Here is a 24828-nt window from a genome sequence, read left to right as displayed (position 1 = left end):
AAGAAGGGGAACTCTCACTTGCGTGAAAGCTCCCCTTCTTCGTCTCATTTTACAATCAGATTCAAAAGCAGCAGCAGGGTCACCCCCGGAATCCCGGCGGCGCCGGAAACCCCTATGGTAAGCGGGCTGAGCGGCAGGCTGACCCCGGTAAAAAATCCGCTCAGATTCACCGCGGCAAGCGCGCAAAGGCCCATGATGACACCGCCCGCCGCACGCTGCACGGGCTTTTTTGCCTTGACGATCACCTGAATCACCACGAGAAGCGCAAATACCCCGCACATGGAAAGCATAAGAATCAGATCGGGCAAAATCACACCCCCATTTCCTTGCATCTGAAAGGAGTACAGCTGATCCCCCGCTGTTTTGCCAGGTTCAGCAGATATTTGTAACGGGAATGGAGCTCTTCGCGCTGATAAATACAGGCGTCTATCAAATTTTCGTCACATTCCAGTTCAAACCAGCAGTCGTTGCAGGCGATCAGACGACAGACTTCCTTGATTTCTTCCAGGATTTGCTTTTTATCATCATTTTCCTGAACAGCTGCGCAATCCGTGCGCTGCACCAGTTTTAAAACAGATTCCATACTAACAGCTCCGCCTTTCGGTTTTATATCTATGTTAGTATGATGGTCAAATATGCCAAAATTTATACCAATGTTTCAATATTTTGCCAACGAAGAGGGGTTTTTTATGGAAATAAACGCAATTAAGGTTCCTCATTTTTGGAAGGATCCGGAATAAAGTCGATTCTGCCGCTCGTCACATCCGCGGCAACCGCCCGGACGGCAAGTTCCTGCCCGATGGTCAGCTTGCGGCCGGTGTTCTCGTCGACCTGTGTGATAACGCCGTCAAAGCGGAAACGTGCACCTTCAAAGCTGTCGACCGGCACAAAGCCCTCGACGGAATTCGGCAGTTCCACAAAAACGCCGCGCTGGGTCACCCCGCTGATGATTCCGGTATAACATTCGCCGATATGCTGCGTCATATATTCCGCCATATAGCAGTCTTCCGCGCTGCGCTCGGCCTGCATGGCGCGGACTTCCGCGGAAGAGGAAGCAGAGGCGGCGGCGTTCGCAAAGGTCAGGAACCTTCTGTTCAGCTCTGCCCTGTCCTTCGTTTCCAGCATGGCGGAAAGGATGCGGTGGATAGCCGTGTCCGGATAGCGGCGGATGGGAGAGGTAAAGTGGCAGTAGTCCGCAAGCGCAAGCCCGAAATGCCCGATCGGGTTCGTATCGTAGCGCGCCTTTGCCATCGTCCGCAGAAGCTGATGGGAAATGACCTTCTGCGCGGGCGTGCCCTCCGCCTGATGCATGATGTCGGCGAAGTCGGCGGTGGTAACGTCCCCTTCGTGCTTCAGGCTGCGCGCGTTCAGCCCGAGCGCCCCCACGAGCTGCGCCAGGTTCTCCACACGCTCCGGGCTGGGCTGCTCGTGCACACGGTAGACAAACGGGATGGCATTCGCTTTGGCCAGCTTGGCGGCGGCCTGATTGGCCGTAATCATCAGCTGCTCGATCATCTGCTCGGAAACGCCCGTCTGCCGGGGCTCCACATTGACGCAGACCCCTTCCTCGTTCAGCGTGAATTTGGATTCCGTGCTGTCCAGATCGACCGTTCCCTTCTGAATGGAACGCGCCTTCAAAAGATCGGCGAGCTCCTTTGCCGCGTTGAGCGAGCGGATGACCGGAGCGTATTTTTTCCGCAGACCGGCGTCGGCCGTCTTGTCAAACAATTGGTTCACTTCCGAATAAACGCCGCGCACCTTGGAACGGATCACGCTTTTCCGGAACTGGTAGGAAAGGATTTCCCCCTGTCCGTCCAGCTGGATAATGGCGGAAAAGGTCAGCTTGTCCTCTCCGGCGTTCAGCGAGCAGACCCCGTTGGAAAGCTCCTTGGGAAGCATGGGGATGACGCGGTCGGCGAAATAAACGGAGGTCCCCCGCTCCAGCGCTTCCGCGTCGATGGCGCCGCCCTCTTTTACATAATGGCTGACATCCGCGATATGGACGCCGAGCTTGTAGCCCGTTTTTGTCCGGCTGACGGAAATAGCGTCGTCCAGGTCCTTCGCGTCCGCGCCGTCAATGGTGCAGATGCTGGTGTCGCGCAGGTCGAGCCTGCCCCTCAGATCCTGTTCCGTAATCGTACCCGCGGCGATCTTTTTCGCTTCGGAAAGGACTTCGTCCGGAAATTTGGTCCGGATGCCGTTCTGGTCGATAATGGCGTCCGCGCAGATTTTCGCGCTGCTCGATTTCCCATAGACCTTGACGATCCGCGCGGAAAGCAGGGAGGTGCGGGGCGCGCGGAATATTTCCGCCTGAACCTTGTCCCCGTCCCTCACGTTCTTTGCGGAGCTCTTTTCCACCGGGATATGGTAGCGGATCGCGTCGTCCGGGACAATTTCGCACAGTCCCTTTCCCCTGCTGAGCGTACCGGTAATGATCCGGCTGCTTTTTTCCGAAATTTCGTCCACATGGGCGCTCGGCCCCTTGGCGCTCTGTTTCACATGCTTCAGCAGGACCGTGTCGCCGATAAAGGCCTTTTTCAGATTGTCGGCGTGAATAAACAGATCCTCTCCGCCGTCCGACGGGCGCGCGAAAGCAAAGCCTTTGGAAAGGGACACGATGGTCGCCTTGACGGTCTTCCTTTCTTCCGGCAGACGGACGCGGTGTTTTTTATTGACCTCCACGGCGCCCTCGTCCCGCAGCTGATTTAACGCGCGGTAAAAGCTTTTGTTATCCTTGATCCCGAGCTTTTTGATCAGTCCGCGGGAAGTCACGCTCTGCGGATAAGCCTGCAGATATTGTATGATTTTCTTCTTAATTTCCTCTAACATGGTTCCTCCGAATTTATCATTCATTTTATAATTCCCATTTTTACACAGCCTGCGTAAAACGGGGCGGCGCGCCGATAAGAAAAGCCCCGCTTTACACAAGCGGGGCTTTAGCATTCAAGTTACTTCAAAAAGTACATGTACGCGTTGATACCGATCACCAGTACAAAGAATCCAATCGCAATCACTTTTGTCCACCGGGCAAGAAACGCATCTACCGAACGGGCCTTATTCTTTGAAAGAAAAGTATCGGCACCGCCCGTAATCGCCCCAAGTTCCTGCTGATGACCTTCCTGAAGAAGGACGACAATCGTTATAGCAACTGAAAATATTAATAATATAATCCCGAAAATAACCTCGACAGCCGACATAGCGCACCTCCGAATATTCTTGCATAAACAACTTAAACTATACTAACATAAAAAGTGCGTTTTTGCAAGCATATTTTATGTGCATTCTCAATTTTTATGCATATGAAAAAGTCAAAAGGGCAATCTAAGTATGGACTCATCAAAGCGTCTGCGTTTGCCGCTTTGACCTGACCCCGCCGCTGGACTGCTATTGGCTTTTCAGCGGCGTTTTTTATTATTTTACAGCTTCAGCTGCTCCCCGGCCGTTTCCTCCGCGGCGGGAAGGGATCCGGAAGCCGGAATGTTTTTGCGGTAACGGTTCGGGTTGACCAGCATTCCTTCGCCGTACGGCTCCGCGCGTAGCAGCCTGCTGCCCTTGCGGAGCGTCATGACGGCGACGCCCTGCGTGCTGCGCGTGGACTTGCTGGGAACCGCGCCGGTATGGACCAGAAGGATCCGGCCCTGCAGCGACGTCAGCATAAAGTCGCAGTCCTCTTTTACATACGCGATCCGCACGGCCGGGGATTTGCCGCAGTAGGCGTTTAAAAGCTTGCGGCGGTTCGTTTTTGTGGCATAGGCGGACATGTCGACCTTCGCGGCTTTGCCGTTTTCGAAAAAGAAAAGCATATAGCCGTCATAGTCGTGGGTAACCGCCATACAGAGCGCGTTCTCGCCCTCGTCCATCCCCAGCTTCGCCGGGATGTACTCTCCAAGGACGCTCGCCTTGGTATCGCCGAAATCATTGGCCTTCGCTTTATAGACCTGACACCGGTCGGTAAAAAACAGCAAGTCGGCGGTGTTGCTGTCCTCGATATGCTGTACGACCTCGTCCTCCTCCTTGAGCTTCTGCTCCCCGCTCATGCGCAGGGAAAGCGGGGTGATTTTCTTGAAGTAGCCGTCCCGCGTAAAGAACAGATTCACCGGGTAATCCGCCACTTCCTCCTCCGCCGAATACTCCTCGATCTCATTCTGATAAATCATCATGGTTTTGCGGGGCTGGCCGTATTTTTTCGCCACGGCGTCCAGCTCCGAAATAATGATGCTTTTTACCTTGGATTTGCTGTCCAGCACGGACTGCAGCCCGGCAATCTCTTTTTCCAGCTGTCCGATTTCCTCGGTGCGCTTCAGAATATACTCGCGGTTCAGGTGGCGCAGCTTGATTTCCGCGACGAATTCCGCCTGCGTCTCGTCGATGCCGAAGCCGATCATCAGGTTCGGCACGACCTCGCTCTCTTCCTCCGTACGGCGGACAATGGCGACCGCCTTGTCGATATCGAGCAAAATGGCCTGAAGGCCCTTGAGCAGATGCAGCTTGTCCTTCTTTTTCGCAAGATCGTAGAAGGTGCGGCGGCGGACGCATTCGACGCGGAACGCGGTCCATTCCTCCAGCAGCTCCCGGACGCCCAGCACACGCGGAATGCCCCCGACCAGAACGTTGAAATTGCAGGAAAAGCTGTCTTCCAGCGGAGTCATCTTAAACAGGCGCTGCATGAGCCTGTCCGGCTCCACGCCGCGCTTCAGATCGATGGTGATCTTTAAGCCGTCCAGCCCCGTTTCATCGCGGATATCGGAAATATCCTTGAGCTTGCCCTGCTTGACCAGATCGACGACCTTCTCGACAATGGCCTCCACCGTCGTGGTCGGAGGAATCTGGGTAACGTCAATGCAGTTCGCGCTCTTATCATAGGCATAGCGCGAGCGGATGCGCACGCCGCCGCGCCCGGTGCGGTAGATTTCCTCCATTGCGGCCCGGTCGTAAACCAGCTGGCCGCCTCCCGGGAAATCAGGCGCCAGCAAGGTGGTGGCAACGTCGTGCTCCGGGTCGCGCATCAGGGCGGCGGCGGTCTGGCACACCTCGCCCAGGTTGAAGGGGCAGATGGAGCTCGCCATTCCAACCGCGATGCCCGTGTTCGCGTTGACCAGCACGGACGGGAACGTAGCCGGCAGCAGGGTCGGCTCCTTTAAAGTATTATCGTAATTGTCTACAAAATCGACGGTATCCTTATCGATATCCCGGAAAAGCTCCTGACAGATGTCGTCCAGGCGCGCTTCCGTATAACGGGAAGCCGCCCAGGCCATGTCGCGGGAATAGAACTTTCCGAAGTTGCCCTTGGAATCCACATAGGGATGCAGAAGCGCCTCGTAGCCGCGGCTCAGACGCACCATGGTGTCGTAAATGGCGGCGTCGCCGTGAGGATTCAGCTTCATGGTCTGGCCTACGATGTTCGCGCTTTTGGTGCGCGCGGAGCCGAGAAGCCCCATTTTGTACATGGTATATAAAAGCTTGCGGTGGGACGGCTTAAAGCCGTCGATCTCGGGAATAGCCCGGGACATGATCACGCTCATGGCGTAAGGCATGTAATTTTTTTCAAGCGTATCGGTGATCCGCTGCTCCACAACCGCGCCCGCGCCCTCAATAACGCCGTGCCCGCGCGGCGGCGCCGACTGCTCCGTTCTCTTTTTTGGCATTCTGGTTTACACCCACATTCATTAAAATTTATCCGTATTCATTTTTCAGCTTAGCTTACATCCGCTGAATCAATATAGCTGTATCCGTTTTCCGCGATATAATCCTTCCGGCCGCTCAGATTGTCGCCGAGCAGAAGGTCGAACATTGCGCTGGTCCCGGCCGCGTCCGTGGGCATCACCTTGATCAGGCGGCGCGTCGCCGGGTTCATCGTGGTCAGGTTCATCATGTCCGGCTCGTTTTCACCCAGCCCTTTGGAACGCTGGATCGTAAACTTTTTTCCGCTCAGCTTTTTCAGCACTTCGTCCTTTTCCCGTTCGGTATAGGCAAAATAAGTATTGTCCTTCGCCGCGATCTCAAAAAGCGGGGATTCGGCAATAAAGACCTTCCCCTCTTCGATCAGCGTAGGGGTCAGGCGGTACAGCATGGTCAGAAGCAGGGTCCGGATCTGAAAGCCGTCCACGTCGGCATCGGTGCAGAGGATAATTTTATTCCAGCGAAGAAGGGACAGGTCGAAAGAGGACAAATCTTTGTTTGCCTTCGACTTTACCTCGACGCCGCAGCCCAGCACCTTGATCAGGTCGGTGATAATATCGTTCTTGAAAATCTTGTCATAGTCGGCTTTCAGGCAGTTCAGGATTTTGCCGCGGATCGGCATAATGGCCTGAAAATTCGGGTCGCGCGCCTGTTTGCACGCGCCGAGGGCGGAATCCCCCTCCACGATAAAGATTTCCCGCTCGCTCACGTCGCGGGTGCGGCAGTCCACGAACTTGGCGACGCGGTTCGTGATGTCCATATTGCTGGTGAGCTTTTTCTTGATGTTCAGACGGGTTTTCTCCGCGTCCTCGCGGCTGCGCTTGTTGATGAGCACCTGCGCTGCGATTTTGTCCGCGTCGGCGGGGTTCTCGATGAAATACACCTCAAGCTGATGGCGGAGCATCTCCGTCATCGCTTCCTGGATGCCTTTATTGGTAATTGCCTTTTTGGTCTGATTTTCATAGGAAGTCCGGTTGGAAAACGAGGAAATAATCAGCACAAGGCAGTCCTCGACGTCTGCAAAAGTGATTTTGCTTTCGTTTTTGTTGTACTTCCCCGTCTGCTTCAGATAAGCGTCGATCTGATAGACAAACGCGTTGCGCACCGCCTTGTCCGGCGCGCCGCCATGCTCCAGCCAGCTTGAATTATGGTAATATTCGATCAGCTTACTGCGGTTGGAGAACGCCGCCGCCACATTGATTTTCGTCTTGTACAGGGGCTTGTCCGCGCGGTCGCGCACCTTGCGCTCCGCCTGCCAGAACTGGACGGGGGTAAGGGCGTCCTCCCCCGCTATTTCCCTGACGTGGTCCACGATCCCCTGCTGATACAGCATTTGGGTCTCTTCAAAGCCGGAAGCGGTCTGGCTGCGGAACAAAAAGCTGATGCCGTCGTTGACGATCGCCTGACGCCGGAGCACGTCCAGATAATACTCCACCGGTACGCTGATGTCGGTGAATACCTGCAGGTCCGGCTTCCAGCGGATGATGGAACCGGTATCCTTTTTATTGTACGGTTCTTTTTTCAGTCCGCCGATATTTTCCCCGTGCTCAAAATGCAGGGTATAGCGGAACCCGTCGCGGCGGACCTCCACATCCATATATTCCGAAGCGTACTGTGTGGAACAAAGCCCAAGGCCGTTCAGGCCGAGGGAGTACTCGTAGCTTTCGTCCGAATCGTTGTTGTATTTTCCGCCGGCGTAAAGCTCGCAGAACGCAAGCTCCCAGTTAAAGCGCTGTTCCTTCTGATTATAATCGACCGGACAGCCGCGGCCGTGGTCCTCTACCTGGACCGAATTGTCGCTGAAACGCGTGATGGTGATCTGTTTGCCGTAGCCTTCGCGCGCCTCATCGATGGAATTGGACAGTATTTCAAAAATGGAATGCTCGCAGCCCTCTATGCCGTCCGATCCGAAAATGACAGCAGGGCGCCTGCGCACGCGGTCCGCGCCTTTCAGGGAGGAAATACTCTCGTTTCCATATTCTGTTTTCTTAGTCATACCAACATATCGCTCCTAAAATCTATTCGCTGTTTTGAAGTTCCTTTTGCAGAACACCGTGATTTTCGCTTTCCGCACAATCGTATCGACTCTTATTATACACAAAGATTCCGGACAGCAAAAGGGGAAATGTGGCAACATTCCCCCCTGAATTTCTTATTCTGCTGTAGCGCCGGACAGCTGGCCCCCATCGGAAAACTCCTCCGGAGGTTCGGGTCCCTTCGCTTCCATCATCTCTTTGAACTGTTCGCCGGACATTTTTTCGTTCTGGTAAAGGAATTTCGCTACTTCGTGCAGCTTATCCATGTGTTCGCTTAAAATGCTTTCCGTTCGGTTGTAAGCGGTCGTCATCAGGTTTTTGACTTCCTGGTCGATCATGGACGCCGTCTCTTCGGAATAGTTCCGGATATGGCCCATATCGCGGCCAAGGAACGGCTCGCCCTGATCCTGCCCGTAAGTGATCGGGCCAAGAGCGTCGGTCATGCCGTATTTTGTGACCATGCTGCGCGCAAGCTTTGTGGCGCGCTCAATGTCGTTGGAAGCGCCCGTGGAAATGTCGTCAAGCGCAAGCGCTTCGGCAACGCGCCCGCCCAGCAGCACCACCAGGTCCTCCTGCATCTCCTTGCGGGATTTGTAGGAACGGTCCTCGGTCGGAATCTGCATGGTATAGCCGCCGGCCATGCCGCGGGGGATGATGGAAATCTGGTGAACGGGGTCCTGTGTGGGGCAGAAATAGGTGGAAACCGCGTGGCCGCCTTCGTGATACGCGGTGAGGGTCTTTTCCTTTTCCGTCATCACATGGCTCTTTTTCTCGGTGCCGACCACCACCTTGATGGTGGCCTCCTCGATCTCCTCCATGGTAATGGCCTTCAGGCTCTTTCTCGCGGCCAGAAGGGCTGCCTCGTTCAAAAGGTTTTCGAGATCCGCGCCGGTGAAGCCGGCGGTGGATTTCGCGATGGTTTTCAGATTGACGTCCGGCGCAATCGGCTTGCCGCGCGCGTGGACCTTCAGGATTTCCTCGCGGCCCTTGATATCCGGATAGCCGACCATGACCTGACGGTCAAAACGGCCCGGACGCATCAGGGCGGGGTCGAGGATGTCGGGACGGTTGGTGGCGGCGATCATGATGACGCCCTCGTTCGCGCCGAAGCCGTCCATTTCCACCAGCAACTGGTTCAGGGTCTGCTCCCGCTCGTCGTGCCCGCCGCCGAGGCCGGCGCCGCGCTGACGGCCGACCGCATCGATTTCATCGATGAAGATGATGCAGGGAGAATTCTTTTTCGCCTGTTCAAACAGGTCGCGCACACGGGAGGCGCCGACACCGACGAACATTTCAACGAAGTCGGAGCCGGAAATGGAGAAGAACGGCACGCCGGCTTCTCCGGCCACAGCGCGCGCCAGCAGGGTTTTACCGGTACCCGGAGGGCCCACAAGCAGCACGCCTTTCGGGATACGCGCGCCAAGCTCGTTGTATTTTTTCGGGTTTTTGAGGAATTCGACGATCTCGCGCAGCTCTTCCTTTTCCTCGTCGGCGCCCGCCACGTCGGCAAAGGTCGTCTTGCGCTTTTCGTCCGCCATCTGTTTGATCTTGGCCTTGCCGAAATTCATCTGCTTGCCCGCGTCGCCCATGCTGGTGTTCAGGCGCTTCATCATAAACCACCAGAACAGAACCATGATGCCGAGGGTGACGAGCATGGGAAGCATGCTGGCGATCCACGACGTTTCCGCCGGATGCTTCAGGTTATAGACCATCCGGGCGTCCGGATGATCCTCGTCGTACTGTTTGATATCCTCGCGGATATCGTCGTAGAGCAGCTGGGCGTTCGGGGCCACGTAGGATATCTGCGTCTTGTCCTTCAGCTTGATGATCATTTCGCCGCTGCCCATGTCCATGGAAAACTCCGGAACCTGCTGGTTCTGGAAGTAATGCAGAATATCGGAATAATTATAGGTCTTTTGCGGCCTGTTGCCGTAAATCATGGCAATCAGGATAAACAGCAAAATAGGCACTCCAATAAACAGGCCGATATTTTTAAGTGTTTTTTTGTTATCCAAATGAAGTTCACTCCTTACTTGAGTCGCCTGACGCCTTTCGGTCAGCTTCCTCGTAAACCTCCGGTTTTAGAATTCCCACAAACGGAAGGTTCCTGTATTTTTCATCAAAGTCAAGGCCGTAGCCGACTATGAATTCATCCGGAACGACTGTTCCGACGTAATCAGCTTTTATGTGGGCAGTCCGTCTGTCCGGTTTATCGAACAGAGTACAGACCTTAATGCTCTTCGGGGAGCGGGATTGAAGCAGCTCGAGTATGTAGCTTAAGGTCAGCCCGCTGTCAAGAATATCTTCAACGACCAAAAGATCGTAACCTTCCAGGTTAATGTCCAGGTCCTTAACAATTTTCACCACGCCGGAAGTCTTTGTTCCGGAGCCATAGCTGGAAACGGACATAAAGTCAATGCTGCAGGGAATGGTGATTGCGCGCATCAGATCGGCCATAAAAACCACGGAGCCTTTCAGGACGCTGACCATCAAAAGGTTTTTATCCCTGTAGTCCTCGCTGATCCGTCTGCCTATTGTCTGTACAATGTCAGCAAGCCTCTCCTCGCTGAACAGTACGGACTGAATATCATTTCTCATGTTTCGAACTCCTTAATTATTATTTCCGCTATATTGTGAGTGCCTTCGGTGACACAGGCACGCTGTGAAACACCAAAACCCTCTATCCAGATAATTTCCCCGCCGCTTTCAAGCATTGCAATTTTACCGCGCAGAGACGGCGCAACTGCCCCTTCGTTGAAAAGCTTTTTGAGGCTCTTTGCGACACCGCGTCCGGCAGGACGGAAAGTGTCGCCGCTCCGTCTGTTCCTAACAGAGGTAGTACTAGATATTGTATCATAGTTAATTAGATTATTAAATAACAATTTATTAAATTTGTGGCATTTTTCCAATTCTTTTTCGGTCAGTTTTACGACGCTGAGCGTTCTTCCGTCCGGCAAAACGGTTTTTGGGGGGCTGAAAGGCACGCTCCACTCCACAAAAGAAGCCGGGCCGCTTCCGGCGGCAATAGAAAGAGTATTGCCCTGTGCGGTACATTGTATTCTTCCCGCAACGGTTGCGGAGCCGGCGCCCTCCCGCACAATTTTGGCGACGGACTCAATATGGCGGCTTTCCAGCCTGACCCTGCGCACCCTTTCCACGCCCATGGCGATTGCCCGGGAAAGCAGCGGACCGGGCAGCCCGCGCAGCGTTTCCAGGCGGTATCCGCCGGGGCAGGCGGCCGCTTCTAGCCGTTCGCGCGCAAGCGCGTTCAGATATTCGTCGTCCTCGCTCAGGCGGCCGGTCATTCCGAAAACCGCCGACTCAAAGGCGGGATTGATTTCGCGCAGGACGGGGATGACGCCGAGCCTGATTTTGTTGCGCTCATATTCCGCTTCAAAATTCGTGCTGTCCGTCACATAATGCAGGCCGTAATGCGCACAGTAGGCTTCCACCTCGGCGCGCGTAACGCCGATCAGCGGACGGATAATATTTTCCCGCACCGGCGGGATTCCGCGCAGGCCGCGCGCGCCCGCTCCCTTTGCCAGGTTCATCAGAACGGTCTCGGTACTGTCGGACAGCGTGTGGGCCGTGGCGATTTTTCCGTCATCCCCGGCGAGTTCTTTGAAAAAGCCGTAGCGCACGCTGCGCCCGCACTCCTCAAGGCCCTCGGATTTCTCCGCGGCCAGAGCGCGCACATCGGCGCGCAGAATTTTCAGCCCGACTCCATTTTCCCCGCACCACCGGGAAACAAAGCGCTCGTCGCCGTCGGCTTCTTTTCCGCGCAGCCCATGGTTAATATGCGCCGCGATCAGATGAATATGACGGGTTTTCCCGTATTTTAAAAGAAAATGAGCAAGCGCCAGGGAATCCGCGCCGCCCGAAAGGCCGACCACAACGGTACAGCCCGGGGGCAGCATGTTCCACCTGACGATTACTCCTTCTATCTTATTTTCAATATTGAATATGTCACTGTTCACTGCGGACAACCTCCTGCGCCGTAAAGCGCATGAACTCACCCTGCCAGTGCAGAGGGATCGTCTTCGTTTCCCCGTGGCGGTTTTTGGCGACAATGCATTCCCCGCTGTTGCGGTCGGCGTTTTCATTCGGCGTTTCCGCGTCCTGATAGTAGTCCTCGCGATACAAAAACAGAACGATATCCGCGTCCTGCTCAATGGAACCGGAATCACGCAGGTCGGACAGAACCGGGCGGTGGTTGGTGCGCTTTTCGCTGTCACGGGCCAGCTGCGAAAGCATCAGCACCGGCACGTTCAGCTCCTTCGCCATGATCTTCATATTACGGGTAATCGCCGAAATCTCCTGAACACGGTTGTCGGTTTTTCCGGCGACGGTCATCAGCTGCAAATAGTCGACCACCACAAGGTCGACATCCCTGAGCCGTCTGAGTTTGGCTTTCATTTCGCCCACCGTAATGGACGGATTGTCGTCGATATAAAACTGGGTTTTGGAAAGGACGTCGCCCGCCTCGATAATGCGGATCCATTCATCCTCGCTCAATTTCCCGGTGCGCAGCTTGGTGCCCCCGACCAGAGCCTCGGTGGACAGCAGGCGAGACGCCAGCTGTTCCTTGCCCATTTCCAGCGAGAAGAACGCGACCCGTTTGTTTGCCTTTACCGCCGCGTGCCGCGCGATATTCAGCGCGAAGCTGGTCTTTCCCATGCCGGGACGCGCGCCGAGCAGGATAAAGTCGGTGCGGTTCAGGCCGGTGATGGTGTCGTCCAGCTCCTTAATGCCGGTCGGCACGCCTTTATACAGATCGGCGTCCGGGGAATTCAGCAGGTCGAGCCGGTCGAAGGTCTGCACGATGATTTCGTCCAGGCGCTGCAGCCCCTGCATATTTTTGCCGCGCCGGATGTCAAAAATGCGCTGCTCCGCGGAATCGAGCAGAGTGGCCGCGTCGGCCGCTCCGGAGGAAGCCTCCTCGATGATATCGCGCGAAGCGGTGATCAGGGTTCGCACATCATATTTGTCCCGCACGATGCGGGCATAGGATTCCACATTGGAAATGGAGGGAACGAGCTGCGCAAGCTGAAGCAGATAGGTCTTTCCGCTTGCCTCGTCAAAGCCCGGCGTTCCCTTCAGCCGTTCCAGGAGGGTGACGAAATCCACCGGCTGGGCCACGGTGAACATCTCCAGCATGGCGGAATAAATCAGGCTGTTGTTTGTCTGATAAAAATATTCCGGACGCGGAAGAATCTCCGCGACGCGGTCCAGGCAGGAGGAATCCAGAAGGACGGCGCCCAGAACGGACTGCTCCGCTTCGGGGCTGAACGGCAGATTCAGCGCGCTGTAACCGCCCGTTACCATCTTATCCATCTTCTTTCCCCCTCTCCGTTCTGCCCTTCTTTAACGGATCACGACTCCTTTTCGCCGACGACGGCGAAAACCTTCGCGGTAATTCCGTTGTAAAGCTTAACCTCACATTCATAGGTGCCGAACGCTTTAATGTCGGCGTCCAGAACGATCTTGCGCTTGTCAATATCGACATGATAGGCCTTTTTGAGCTCTTCCGCAATTTCCTTCGCCGTGACGGAGCCGAAAATCTTACCGCCCTGCCCCGCTTTCGCGTAAAGCTTCACGCTTTTTCCGTTGATTTTCTCCGCGGTCTGTTTCGCGGCGTCTATTTCCGACTGAATTTTAAAGGCCTTCGCTTCCGCGGCGTTTTTCAGTTCGTTCATCGCCTGGGCGTTCGCCTCTTTTGCCAGCTTGCGGGGAAACAGAAAGTTGCGGGCGTAGCCGTCGCTGACATTGACCAGATCCCCCTTTTTGCCGGTTCCTTTCAGGTCTTCAAGCAGAACTACCTTCATTGATGATTACCTCCATTATCTGAAATTGATTTATTGCATCGCCTTTGCCATGGTGTCCCGTAAAACGGCGATCAGCTTTTCGCGCGCCTGCCCGACCGTAACGCCGGTAAGCTGCGCGCCCGCCATCGTCAGGTGGCCGCCGCCGCCCAGAGCCTCCATGATCAGCTGTACGTTGATTTCGCCCAGAGAACGGGCGGAAACATTCACCACGTTATTTCCGGTCGGGAACAGCACGAACGAGGCGTTCACACCCTGAATGGACAGAAGCTCGTCCGCCGCCTGCGCCGAGGTGATGCGGATATCCGGGAATTCGTGGTCGGCGGAAGCGATCGCGCAGTCGCCGAAAATCTCCGCGCCGGAAACGATCTGATACTTTGCCTTATAGGTGTCGATCGTGTCGGAAAACATGCGTTTTACTTCCACCGTATCCGCGCCGCGCCGGCGAAGATAGGCCGCCGCCTCAAAGGTGCGGACACCGGTTTTGAGCACGAAATTCTTGGTGTCGAGCATAATGCCCGAAAGCAGCGCCTCGGCCTCGGTCTGAGTGAGCGCGTTTTCACCGATATACTGCACAAGCTCGGCCACCATTTCGGAAGCGGAGCTTGCGTAAGGCTCGTGATAAAAAACGAGCGCGTTTTCGATATGCTTGACCATCATGCGGTGGTGGTCGATAATGACCACCCGGGAAACCGCGTTTAAAAGCTCCGCGCTTTCCACGAATTCCGGGGAGTGCGTATCCACAACGATCAGCAGCGATTTCGGCGTCGCCATGGACAGCGCTTCCATGGGAGAAATAAAAACTTTTCCGCTGCCCGCGCCCGAGGCTTCCATGGACGCGATCAGCGGGGACGCAAGGCTCTGCGAACGGTTGATCACAACAAAGGCGGGCTTTTTCAGCGCCCTCGTCACCGCGCTCCACATGCCCACAGACGCGCCCACACTGTCCAGATCGGAAAATTTATGACCCATGACCAGAACGTTGTCGCTGTTTTTAATATGGTCGGAAAGGGTTGCGGCAATGACCCGCGTACGCACCTTGTCGCGTTTCTCCACCCCTTTGGAAAGGCCGCCGAAGAACTCGTATGTATCGTCCTTTTGTTTGACGGCCACCTGATCTCCGCCGCGGCCCAGCGCCATGTCGAGCGCCTTGCGCGCCCACTCCTCACACTCCGACAGGGATTCCGCGCCGCGCCCCACACCGATGGAAACCGTGGCGCTGCGCCTTTCCCCCGCTTTGATCCCGCGGATGGTGTCCAGAATCTGAAAGCGTTTTTCCATGGCGTCCCGGGTGTGGGCTTCGTCGGTCAGGATCAGATAACGCCCGCCGCTCAGCCGCTTGAGAAAGCCGCCCATGCTCTGCGCCCAGGTAATCAAAGCGCCCTCCACCTCCGACGCGATACGGGAATCCTCGCTGCCGCTGGAATCGCGGGCGAGCTCTTCCCGGTTGTCGAAGCTTGCCAGCGCGACAACCGGGCGGCGCTCGATATATTCACGGTTGATTTCCTTGTAATAGGTGTCGTCCACAAAATAGACCACACTGCCGTATTCCGTTTTTGCGGCAAAGACGGTGTACTGCCTGTTCTCTACGGTAATATCGGTTCCGCTTTCGGTGATGATCTGGCGGATCGTTTTCGGGTAAATAAACTTTAAAATATTTTCCCCGCGGCATTCGCGCTTGACGCTGACTTTTTCCGCAAAGGCGTTATTCACCCAGATAATGTCCCCTTCTTCGCCAATCACCGCAACCGGCATCGTGAATTCCTGCAGCGCGCGGTACTCCTCGCCGGACAGGATTTTCTGAGCGCTTTTCACCGCGGTGGCTACGTGCGCCTTGAAACGTTCCGTGGAAAGGATGACGGCAATGACGGAGCCGATGGCAAATGTCATTTCGACGGCAAACAGAATATGGCTGTAAAAATAGCTGACGCTGGCCATAATGAGCATAACCGCTGTGATGACAAAGAATACCGGCGAAGACACCCATACTTTTCTCTTCAAAATGATTACCCCTTTGGCGTTTCAGGCTAAACTTCCATAATAATCGGAAGGATCATCGGGCTTCGTTTCGTACGGTCGTAGAGCATGCGGGAAAGCTCATCCTTGATTTTGGTTTTGAGCGTACCCCAGTCATGAATTTTATTTTCAAGGCAGTTCTCGAGTACGGAATTGACCAGTACCCTCGCCTCGTCAATCAGCGGTTCGGATTCGCGCACATAGACGAACCCGCGGGAAACGACGTCCGGCCCGGAAACAATATGCCCGTCGCTCTGAGAAAGGGTGCAGACCACCACGATCAGGCCGTCTTCGGCCAGATGCTTGCGGTCGCGCAGCACGATGCTGCCCACATCCCCGACGCCAAGGCCGTCCACCAGCACCCTGCCGGCCGGAACGGAGGAAAGCTTTTTCATATAATCCTGATTCAGCTCCAGTACGTCGCCGATATCGCCGATAAACACGTCCGAGGCGTTCTTGCCCATGGCGTAGGCCAGACCCGCGTGCTTGCGCAGGTGCTTCTGCTCGCCGTGAACGGGAATGAAAAATTTCGGTTTGGTAATCCCCTGCATCAGCTTCAGCTCTTCCTGACAGGCGTGGCCGGAAACATGCACCTCGTACATGGATTCATAGACCACCTGGCAGCCGCGCTTCATCAGCTCGTCGATCACCGTGCCGACCGTTTTCTCGTTTCCGGGAATCGGCCGCGCGGAAATGATGATAAAGTCCCCGGGGCCCACCTCCACCTTGCGGTGGTCGGCGAAAGCCATGCGGGTCAGCGCGCTCATCGGCTCGCCCTGGCTGCCCGTGGTAACCAGAACGATCTTATCCTTCGGATACCGGTTGATCAGGTCAAGGTCGATCAGCACCCCTTCCGGAACCTCCAGATACCCCATTTCCACGCCGATGCCCATCACGTTGAGCATACTGCGGCCGGAAAGGGCGACCTTGCGCCCGTACTTGACCGCGCAGTTGATGATCTGCTGCACGCGGCTGATATTGGAAGCAAAGGTGGCGATGATGATCCGGCTGTTTTCCGCCTGCTTGAACAGGCGGTCAAAGGAATCGTTCACCTTGCTCTCCGACATGGTGTAGCCGGGCCTTTCGGCGTTTGTGGAATCCGCGAACAGAGCCAGAACGCCCTCCTGCCCGAGCTGGGCAAAACGGCCGAGGTCGATCATGTCCCCCTGCGCGGGGGTACAGTCGATTTTAAAATCTCCGGTATGGACAATCGTGCCCGCCGGGGAATGGATCGCCAAAGCAACCGAATCCGGTATGGAGTGGTTGACATGGATCAGTTCGACCGTCATGCAGCCGAGCTTGATCTGACTGCCCGGGTGGACGACGTTCAGCTTCGCCTTATTGGACAGCCCGTGCTCCTTGAGCTTGCCTTCCACAAGGCCGAGGGTCAGCGGAGTGCCGTAAACGGGCAGATTTATCTTTTTCAGCAGATAGGGCATCGCTCCGATATGGTCTTCGTGGCCGTGGGTCAGCACGATCCCGCGGATTTTATCGGCGTTGCGTTCCACAAAAGTGAAATCAGGCAAAACCAGGTCGACGCCGAGCATATCCCCGTCCGGGAAAGCCATGCCGCAGTCGACGATCATCATATCGTCTTCACATTCAAACAGGGTGAAATTCTTTCCGATCTCATTTAATCCGCCGAGAAAATATGCTTTGATCGACGGTTTTTGCTGGCCCTGCCTGCCCCGTTTACCCTGCTGGCGCTGGCTTGTCTTTTTTTGCTGCGCCGATTTCTGCCTGGTAAGCTGCGCCAGTACCTGCGGGGCCTTTGACGGGCTCTGCTGGGCCTGCTTCTGCGGCTGGCGTCTCCGTCTGGGCTTTGCGGGCTGGGGAGCGGGTTCCTTTACCGGAACGGCCTCCCCGCCGATGACCTGGTCCGCAGGCTTCTGCGGCTTCTTCTTCGCCGCCGGTTCCGGCCTGCGTGCCGGTTTTTGCGGCGGTACCACCTTTTGATAAAGAGAAGAACGGCCCTCGCCCGAAGCGCCGGTGCGCTGCTCTGCGCTCTCCTTTGGCTCCGCGGAATTTGTTTGATTTTTTTCTGACACGAAATAACCTCCATTGTTAATTAGGGTGCAACCAATAAAGTCCGCCGGCAAACGGTGCCTGAGCGGGCATGGTTTCTCCCTGTTCGATTTTTCGCTTCCTTCGCACTGCGCGGGCAGCTGCGAAAGGCAGCAGAGTCAACCGCAGAAAATGCGGTTTCAAATATATTTAATGTCTAAATATAATGCAATATAAAAATAAATCCGGACACAAATATCGTTATCATTGTACCTTGATTCGTTATGGCTGTCAAGCGATTGCGTCTTCGTGCAGATAATTTATATTATGGCCAAAAAAGAACATCCTAAACCAAAGTTGGCATTGTTTGTATAAAGTCGGTATGATATAATAAAAAAAATATTCGGTTATACTAAAGGATGGTTCAAATGAAACAGGTTGAAATCTATACCGACGGCGCCTGCAGCGGAAATCCGGGCCCGGGCGGCTGGGGAGCAGTGCTTCGGTACAACGGCGTCGAAAAGGAAATCAGCGGCGGCGCGGCCGACACGACCAACAACCGGATGGAGCTGACCGGGGTGATAGAGGCGCTTCGCCTGTTAAAAGAGCCCTGCGAGGTGATCCTGCGCAGCGATTCCAAGTACGTCTGCGACGCGGTCAGCAAGGGTTGGGCAAGAAGCTGGAAGAAAAACGGCTGGCGCAAGGCCGACAAAAAGCCCGCTCTCAATCCGGACCTGTGGGAGACGCTGCTGGCGCTTCTCGAAAAGCACCGGGTGACCGTCCAGTGGATCAAGGGACATGCCGGACATCCGGAAAACGAGCGCTGCGACCGGCTTGCCGTAGCCGCAATAGAAAAATTTAAATAATCGTCGTTAGACTATTGAAACATATACCAATTTGGTGTATATTATGTGCAGGACATATTCCTATCAATTCAATAATATATTAAGTAAAGGTGATAAGATGGCACGTTTTGTTTACGCGGACAACGCCGCGACGACTCCCGTTTCCAAATCCGTCCTGGAAGCGATGGAGCCTTTCTATACCCAATATTACGGAAATCCCTCCAGCTTGTATTCTGTGGGACGGACGGCAAAAAAGCCGCTTGAGCAGGCGCGGGAGACCGTCGCCCAGTGCCTGGGCGCATTGCCGAATGAAATCTTTTTCACGTCCGGCGGCAGCGAAAGCGATAACTGGGCGCTGAAGGGCGTTGCCCACGAGCAGGCGAAAAAAGGTAAAAAACATATTATCACTTCCAAGTTTGAACACCACGCGATCCTCCACTCCTGCGAAGCGCTGGAGAAAGAGGGTTTTGAGGTCACCTATCTGGACGTGCACAGCGACGGCCTTGTCAGGCCGGAAGAGCTGGAAGCGGCCATCCGTGACGATACCGCGATCGTCTCCATTATGTACGCGAACAATGAAATCGGCACCATCCAGCCGATTGCCGAAATCGGGGCCATCTGCAAAAAGCACGGCGTGATTTTCCACACCGACGCGGTACAGGCAGTGGGCAACCTCCACATCGATGTGAAGAAGCAGAATATCGACCTGCTGTCGCTTTCCGGCCATAAATTCCACGCGCCGAAGGGCGTCGGCGCTCTGTATATCCGCAACGGCGTCAAACTGCCGAACCTGATCGACGGCGGCGCGCAGGAACGCGGCCGCAGAGCCGGGACGGAAAACGTCGCCGGGATCGTGGGCCTGAGCGTCGCGCTGAAAGAAGCCTGCGCAAACATCGACGAGCGCGCCGAACGCCTCACAAAGATGCGGGACAGGCTGATCGGCGAGCTGCTGAAAATCGACCGTTCCCACATCAACGGCGACCGGGTAAAACGTCTGCCGGGCAACGTCAACATGTGCTTTGAGGGCATTGAGGGCGAATCGCTTCTGTTAAAGCTTGACCTGAACGGTATCTGCGCTTCCTCCGGTTCGGCCTGCACCTCCGGTTCCCTCGACCCAAGCCACGTGCTGCTGGCAATCGGCCTTCCCCATGAAATTGCCCACGGTTCCCTGAGAATCACCTTCAGCGAACAGAACACGGAGGAAGACGTTGACTATATTCTGGAGGTGCTCCCGAATATCATAGAGTATCTCCGTTCCATGTCCCCGCTGTGGGAGGAAATCATCTCCGGACAGAAGTCCTATTCTCAGAACATTTTTTAAGGAACAGTCTCCTATTTATAAGTACTAAGAGAGGTAATGAATATGGCATACAGCGAAAAAGTGATGGACCATTTTGCGAATCCGCGCAATGTCGGTGAAATTCCGGACGCAAGCGGTGTCGGCGAAGTCGGCAACCCGAAATGCGGGGATATTATGAGGATGTACATCAAGGTTGACGGCGACGTCATTTCGGACGTAAAGTTCAAGACCTTCGGATGCGGCGCCGCGATTGCGACCAGCTCCATGGCGACCGAGCTGATTAAAGGAAAGAAGATCGAGGATGCCTTAAAGCTGACAAACAAAGCGGTCATGGAAGCGCTGGACGGCCTTCCGCCGGTCAAGGTGCACTGCTCCGTACTGGCCGAACAGGCAATTAAAGCCGCTGTCGCGGACTATTACAAAAAGAAAGGGATCGACCCCGGCCCGCTGGTCGGCGAGATTCCGGAATGTGAGTCCTGCGCCTGCGACCTGCACTAAGAAACATCCTTGCAAAAAGAGTTTATTACAGGACACCGAAAATAAAATTACACAAAGAGCCGGGAAGAACGTGGTTGACGTTCTTTCCGGCTCTTTGCTCATCAATTCCGGAAATACCGATATAAGCAAATTGATTCTCCCGTATCCCCGGTTTTATACCCGGTCGGGACCGGTCAATCCTTTGTAAAGGCGATCAATTCTTTATTGAACCGCTCCCTCTGATCGTAGAGAAGGAAATGACCGCACTGGTTAAAGGGAACGAGCTTTGAATTCCGGATTCCCCGGTTCTGCGCGACGGCCAGCGGGTACAGACAGACCCGGTCGTTTAACCCGTGTAAAATCAGGGTCGGAACATTGATTTTTGCCATGTCGTCGAACAGGACCTCTTTGATCCACGTGTTTGCGATGGCAGCGGTCGACCAGCTCGCGGCCTGCAGCCCCAGCTGGAAAATCCAGTCGGACAGCGGAATGCCGACGCGGTGGAAAAAGATCGTGTTTCCGAAATCCCGCAGCATCTTAGGGCGGTCCGTATAAGTGCCCTGAATGATATCCAGCACGGCCTGTTCCTTCAGCCCATTCGGAAAATAGGGCCGCTGAATGAGGCTGGGCGCGGCCGCGGCAAAAAGAGCCAGCTTTGACACGCCGTGTCCGCTGTGCCGTGCCATATAGCGGATACAGATCGCTCCGCCCGTGGAATGCCCGGCCAGCGTAATGTCTTTCAGCTGAAAAGCATCGATCACGGCCCGTACGTCGTCGGCCAGCCGGTTATAGTCGTACCCGCCCCAGGGCTTGTCGGACATCCCGAAGCCACGGCAGTCAATGGCCACGCAGCGGTACCCCAGCTCGGGAAGCTGGTTCAGCTGGTATTCAAACAGATGATGGTTTCCGGGCCAGCCGTGAACAAATAAAATCGTTTTATTCCCATTCGGGTTTAAATCTTCAACGTAAAGATTGACGTTTTGTTCCACCGATACATAATACCCCACACAATCACCCCATCTCATCCTGATCCCGATCGTCTACAGGAATATTTATGTTTGCAGTCAACCCAAAAGAACCCCCGGCCTGTAAAAAGCCGGGAGTTCCTATTGCCCGCGCGGTTAAAGGCGCATCTGTCGATTAACCGGGCGGCCTATCTCATATAATGTCGTATGCGGTATCAGTGGATTTCGCTGCGCTGCTCCTTCAGCCGGGTGAAGAACCGGGGATCCGGTATCACGTATTCCGGTTTTGGCAGAGCAATGCCCAGCGCTTCCCGCAGGACATCTTCTATGGTTTCCACCGCGACGATCTGAATTTTTTCCTTGACTTCGTCGGGAATATCCTTCAAATCCGCCACGTTGTCCTTCGGAATCAACGCTTTCCGGATTCCGGCGCGTTCCGCGGCCAGAAGCTTTTCTTTCAGTCCGCCGATCGGGAGCACCGTACCCCTCAAAGTGATTTCACCCGTCATAGCCAGTCTGGAATCGACTTTGATGCCGGTAATCAGGGAGGCAAGGGCCGTAAAGAGCGTAATGCCCGCCGAGGGTCCATCCTTCGGAACGGCGCCGGACGGCACATGGATATGGATATCCTTTTCCTTGAACTTGATCGCATTGACCGGCAGACGGGATTTCAGCAGGCTGAGCGAGATCCGCGCGGACTCCTTCATGACGTCCCCCAGCTGGCCGGTCAGGATGATCTGGTCGTTGCCGGGCATTTCGGTCGCTTCAATGAACAGGATTTCCCCGCCCACCGGCGTCCACGCCAGACCGGTGACCACTCCGGGAGGATTCATCTCCTGAGCAACGTCGTGTCTCGACATTTTGCTGCCCAGAATCTCCTCCAGATCGTCCGCGGAAACGGCATAGGGCCTTTCGACATCCCCAAGAACGATTTTTTCCGCCGCCTTTCTCGCAATGGAATCCAGCCTTTTCTTCAGCCCTCTGACGCCGGCCTCCATGGTGTAATCGGCTATGATCTTTTGAAGGGCTTCGTCGCTGATCTGCACGTCGTCCTCGGTCAGGCCGTGCTCTTCCAGCGCTTCACGAACGAGATGGTTCTTCCCGATATGGAATTTCTCGCTTGAGGTGTAGCTGGAAAGCTGAATGACCTCCATGCGGTCCAGCAGTGGCCCGGGGATGGTCTCCAGCGAGTTTGCCGTCGCGATGAAAAAGACGTTGGACAGGTTGTAGGGAAGGTCAAGGTAATGATCCGTAAAGGTATCGTTCTGCTCCGGGTCAAGGACCTCCAGCAATGCGCTTGCCGGGTCCCCGTTATAGCCTGTCATCAGCTTGTCGACTTCGTCCAGCACCATGACCGGGTTCATTGTGCCGGCTTTCTTCATACTCTGGATAATCCGTCCCGGCATTGCGCCGATATAGGTTCTGCGATGTCCGCGGATTTCCGCCTCGTCGCGGATTCCGCCGAGGCTCAGCCGGACATATTTTCTGCCCAGCGCTTCGGCAATGCTCCGTCCCAGGCTGGTTTTCCCGGTGCCGGGAGGTCCGACCAGAAGAAGGATGGAACCCTGCTTATCCTTTTTCAGATGCAGCACCGCCAACTGCTGGATGATACGGTCCTTCACCTTTTCAAGGCCGTAATGCTGCTCGTCCAGAACGCGGCGGGCTTCCCGGATATCCACGGGTTTTTCTTCCTTCGTCTCCCACGGCAGCTCTACCAGCAGATCCAGATAGTTCTGAATGACGTTGTAATCCGCGCTCGCGGGATTCTGGCTTTCCAGCTTGCTCAGCTCTTCCAGAGCAGCCTGCCGTATTTCTTCCGGCATATGCGCGTCCTCAATGCGGGTTCTGTAATCCTTCCCTTTTTTTGCGGATTCCGGTTTTCCCTCGTTCAGTTCCTCCTGAATGGCCTGAAGCTGCTCGCGCAGGACTGCCTCGCGGTAGTTTTTGTTTGCCTTTTCGGAAAAACGCTCCGTCATCTCAATCTGGAGCTGTATTTCTTCTTTGTAATGGAGGAAATAATCGATAAACGTCAGGCCGCGGTCTTTCAGGGATGAGGTTTCCATCAGGGTATACTTTTCCTGTCTGGAAAACGGCAGGAACTGGCATATGTAGCCAATCAGCACATTGAGGTCCCTGATTTCATCGATGGCCTTCATGACGCCGCCGGAATTTTTGAAATTCGATCCGATCTGGTGAGCGATGTTCTGAATATAGCTCGCCATTTCTTTCTGGCTGTTTTCATTGAGGTCGATGACTTCCGGAATGTCAACAGTATTGCCTGTGATGACGTTTTCCCCAATCACAAGGTCGGAAACTTCCAAGCGGGTCATTGCCTTTACCTTAACCAAGTGGCCTTTTTCGCCGGACATGACATCCAGTACCTGCAGCGCGATCCCTATTTTATAGAAATCCTCCGTTCCCAGTTCCTTTCTGTTCACCCGGCGCTTTAACGGCAGCGCCGCGATTTCCTGATCTTTATTTTGCAGAACGGACAGCTCTTCTTCGCTTAACCGGCTGAATGCCAGCGGATAAACCATACCGGGCAGTAAAGCGAGATCTTCAATTGGTATTATCAACATAAACAGTTTCCTTTCTTTTTATAAATGAACGTTCGTTTATAATCTCTGTAAAAAACAGTGTGGGTTTCGAATCTTAATAGCCCCTGATCAGCGCTTTCTGAATGATCGCAATCAATTCGTTCAGACGGTCTCTTGCGGCCTCCTCGGAGTCACAGCGCTTCACGGCAATGGTTTTCACCGGAGAGAACAGGATGGCGTACAGGTTATCATTGCTGTAATTATTGAGAATATGTCTCCTCTTCAAATCCGTGAGCAGTTGGTTCAAGTTTCCCGGTCCCTTCATAAACCCACAGCCGGATTGGAGCGCGGGACAGGTGCTGAACTGCTCGATGAAGTGAAAAATCTCCTGATTCTCAACAATATAGGAATAATAGCTGCGGATCAGTTCTTCAATGATCTGTTCCCCTTCCATATTCGGGTTTAAGCATTCCAGCAGATACTGAAAGGTGTCTTCGGCATATTCCTGATAAATATCGCGCAGCATTGCGTCCTTGTTTTCATAATAAATGTACACCGTCGCTGGGGAGACACCCGCCGCATGGGCAATTTTAGAGATGGACGCGCCCTGAAATCCTTCTTTTAAAATTAATTCAACAACCGCGGTTTTAATGCATCTCTGTTTTTCATCATCTTTTTTTCTCATACGCACCACCAAAATTTTTGATAAAGCGGAAGGATTACTCTTATAATAAACGATCATTCATTTATTGTCAAGTACCGACACTCTTCAAACTGTTAAATATTTGTGAAGATTCCAAAATAAAAGACACCCGCGAAGGGTGCCTTCCGATGTTGGTGGGCCATCAAGGACTCGAACCTTGGACCGACCGGTTATGAGCCGGTTGCTCTAACCAACTGAGCTAATGGCCCGTATTGAAAACGAAAGACAGAAAAGAATTCTGTCTAACAAAGCGCTTGAATATAATACCACAAATCTGTATAAAATGCAATCTCAAGTTGGAATTTTTACAACCAAAATGCTGTTATCAAATAAGCCTTGTTGCAGAGGATACGGGCTAAACACAAAAATCACCAGTCCTGCGACTGGCGATCTTCTCTGGCTCCCCAAGTTGGACTCGAACCAACGACCCTGCGGTTAACAGCC

At 54.5% G+C, this 24828-nt stretch carries 19 protein-coding genes and 1 tRNA gene; 3 read left to right on the top strand and 17 right to left on the bottom strand.

Annotation, left to right across the window (positions count from 1 at the left end):
• Window positions 1–44 precede the first annotated feature (44 nt).
• The 13 genes from ACQGQ5_RS00100 to ACQGQ5_RS00040 all read right to left on the bottom strand — a co-directional run bounded on the left by ACQGQ5_RS00100 (window position 45) and on the right by ACQGQ5_RS00040 (window position 17601).
• Window positions 45–308, bottom strand: a complete 264-nt coding sequence (locus ACQGQ5_RS00100) for a pro-sigmaK processing inhibitor BofA family protein (protein WP_455734631.1) — start codon at window positions 306–308, stop codon at window positions 45–47.
• 2 nt (window positions 309–310) lie between these two features.
• Window positions 311–583, bottom strand: a complete 273-nt coding sequence (locus tag ACQGQ5_RS00095; protein WP_455734630.1) for a DUF2508 family protein — start codon at window positions 581–583, stop codon at window positions 311–313.
• Between the two features lie 122 nt (window positions 584–705).
• Complete coding sequence (rnr, locus tag ACQGQ5_RS00090; protein ID WP_455734629.1) at window positions 706–2829, bottom strand: ribonuclease R; 2124 nt, start codon at window positions 2827–2829, stop codon at window positions 706–708.
• A gap of 119 nt (window positions 2830–2948) precedes the next feature.
• Window positions 2949–3197 (bottom strand): preprotein translocase subunit SecG, encoded by a 249-nt coding sequence (gene secG, locus ACQGQ5_RS00085; RefSeq protein ID WP_455734628.1) that lies wholly within the window; start codon window positions 3195–3197, stop codon window positions 2949–2951.
• A gap of 219 nt (window positions 3198–3416) precedes the next feature.
• A complete protein-coding gene (locus ACQGQ5_RS00080) occupies window positions 3417–5645 on the bottom strand; it encodes a DNA gyrase subunit A (RefSeq protein ID WP_455734627.1) in 2229 nt (742 codons plus the stop codon).
• Window positions 5646–5695: 50 nt separating this feature from the next.
• Window positions 5696–7675 carry a DNA gyrase/topoisomerase IV subunit B gene (locus ACQGQ5_RS00075; protein ID WP_455734626.1) on the bottom strand — a complete coding sequence of 660 codons (1980 nt, stop codon included), beginning with the start codon at window positions 7673–7675 and terminating at the stop codon, window positions 5696–5698.
• A 156-nt stretch (window positions 7676–7831) separates the two neighbouring features.
• A complete protein-coding gene (gene ftsH / locus ACQGQ5_RS00070) occupies window positions 7832–9730 on the bottom strand; it encodes an ATP-dependent zinc metalloprotease FtsH (protein WP_455734625.1) in 1899 nt (632 codons plus the stop codon).
• Between the two features lie 7 nt (window positions 9731–9737).
• On the bottom strand, window positions 9738–10313 hold the full coding sequence (hpt, locus tag ACQGQ5_RS00065; RefSeq protein ID WP_455734624.1) for a hypoxanthine phosphoribosyltransferase: 576 nt from the start codon (window positions 10311–10313) through the stop codon (window positions 9738–9740).
• Complete coding sequence (gene tilS / locus ACQGQ5_RS00060) at window positions 10310–11692, bottom strand: tRNA lysidine(34) synthetase TilS (protein WP_455734623.1); 1383 nt, start codon at window positions 11690–11692, stop codon at window positions 10310–10312. The genes hpt and tilS overlap by 4 nt, the downstream gene beginning before the upstream one ends.
• Window positions 11682–13049 carry a replicative DNA helicase gene (dnaB, locus tag ACQGQ5_RS00055; protein ID WP_455734622.1) on the bottom strand — a complete coding sequence of 456 codons (1368 nt, stop codon included), beginning with the start codon at window positions 13047–13049 and terminating at the stop codon, window positions 11682–11684. Before dnaB ends, tilS begins: the two co-directional genes overlap by 11 nt.
• Before the next feature lie 38 nt (window positions 13050–13087).
• A complete protein-coding gene (rplI, locus tag ACQGQ5_RS00050) occupies window positions 13088–13540 on the bottom strand; it encodes a 50S ribosomal protein L9 (protein WP_455734621.1) in 453 nt (150 codons plus the stop codon).
• Between the two features lie 30 nt (window positions 13541–13570).
• Window positions 13571–15538: a DHH family phosphoesterase gene (locus ACQGQ5_RS00045; protein ID WP_455734620.1), complete on the bottom strand. Its 1968-nt coding sequence runs from the start codon at window positions 15536–15538 to the stop codon at window positions 13571–13573.
• A 26-nt stretch (window positions 15539–15564) separates the two neighbouring features.
• On the bottom strand, window positions 15565–17601 hold the full coding sequence (locus ACQGQ5_RS00040) for an RNase J family beta-CASP ribonuclease (RefSeq protein ID WP_455734619.1): 2037 nt from the start codon (window positions 17599–17601) through the stop codon (window positions 15565–15567).
• A 384-nt stretch (window positions 17602–17985) separates the two neighbouring features.
• Between ACQGQ5_RS00040 and rnhA the strand changes: the two genes are divergently transcribed.
• The 3 genes from rnhA to nifU all read left to right on the top strand — a co-directional run bounded on the left by rnhA (window position 17986) and on the right by nifU (window position 20200).
• Window positions 17986–18423: a ribonuclease HI gene (gene rnhA / locus ACQGQ5_RS00035; RefSeq protein WP_455734618.1), complete on the top strand. Its 438-nt coding sequence runs from the start codon at window positions 17986–17988 to the stop codon at window positions 18421–18423.
• 97 nt (window positions 18424–18520) lie between these two features.
• Window positions 18521–19723, top strand: a complete 1203-nt coding sequence (gene nifS, locus ACQGQ5_RS00030) for a cysteine desulfurase NifS (protein WP_455734617.1) — start codon at window positions 18521–18523, stop codon at window positions 19721–19723.
• 42 nt (window positions 19724–19765) lie between these two features.
• Window positions 19766–20200, top strand: a complete 435-nt coding sequence (gene nifU, locus ACQGQ5_RS00025) for a Fe-S cluster assembly scaffold protein NifU (RefSeq protein ID WP_455734616.1) — start codon at window positions 19766–19768, stop codon at window positions 20198–20200.
• 173 nt (window positions 20201–20373) lie between these two features.
• On the opposite strand, the gene ACQGQ5_RS00020 is transcribed toward nifU, so the two are convergent.
• From ACQGQ5_RS00020 to ACQGQ5_RS00005, 4 genes are all read right to left on the bottom strand, one after another.
• A complete protein-coding gene (locus tag ACQGQ5_RS00020) occupies window positions 20374–21186 on the bottom strand; it encodes an alpha/beta fold hydrolase (protein ID WP_455734615.1) in 813 nt (270 codons plus the stop codon).
• 173 nt (window positions 21187–21359) lie between these two features.
• Window positions 21360–23723, bottom strand: coding sequence for an endopeptidase La (lon, locus tag ACQGQ5_RS00015; protein WP_455734614.1), 2364 nt, complete (start codon window positions 23721–23723; stop codon window positions 21360–21362).
• A gap of 73 nt (window positions 23724–23796) precedes the next feature.
• Window positions 23797–24366 (bottom strand): TetR/AcrR family transcriptional regulator, encoded by a 570-nt coding sequence (locus ACQGQ5_RS00010; RefSeq protein WP_455734613.1) that lies wholly within the window; start codon window positions 24364–24366, stop codon window positions 23797–23799.
• Window positions 24367–24516: 150 nt separating this feature from the next.
• Window positions 24517–24593, bottom strand: a tRNA-Ile gene (locus tag ACQGQ5_RS00005).
• Window positions 24594–24828 lie beyond the last annotated feature (235 nt).

This window comes from Caproiciproducens sp. (assembly GCF_053840905.1).
Note: the sequence above shows the minus strand (reverse complement) of the source record. Positions and strands in the feature narration are given on the sequence as shown.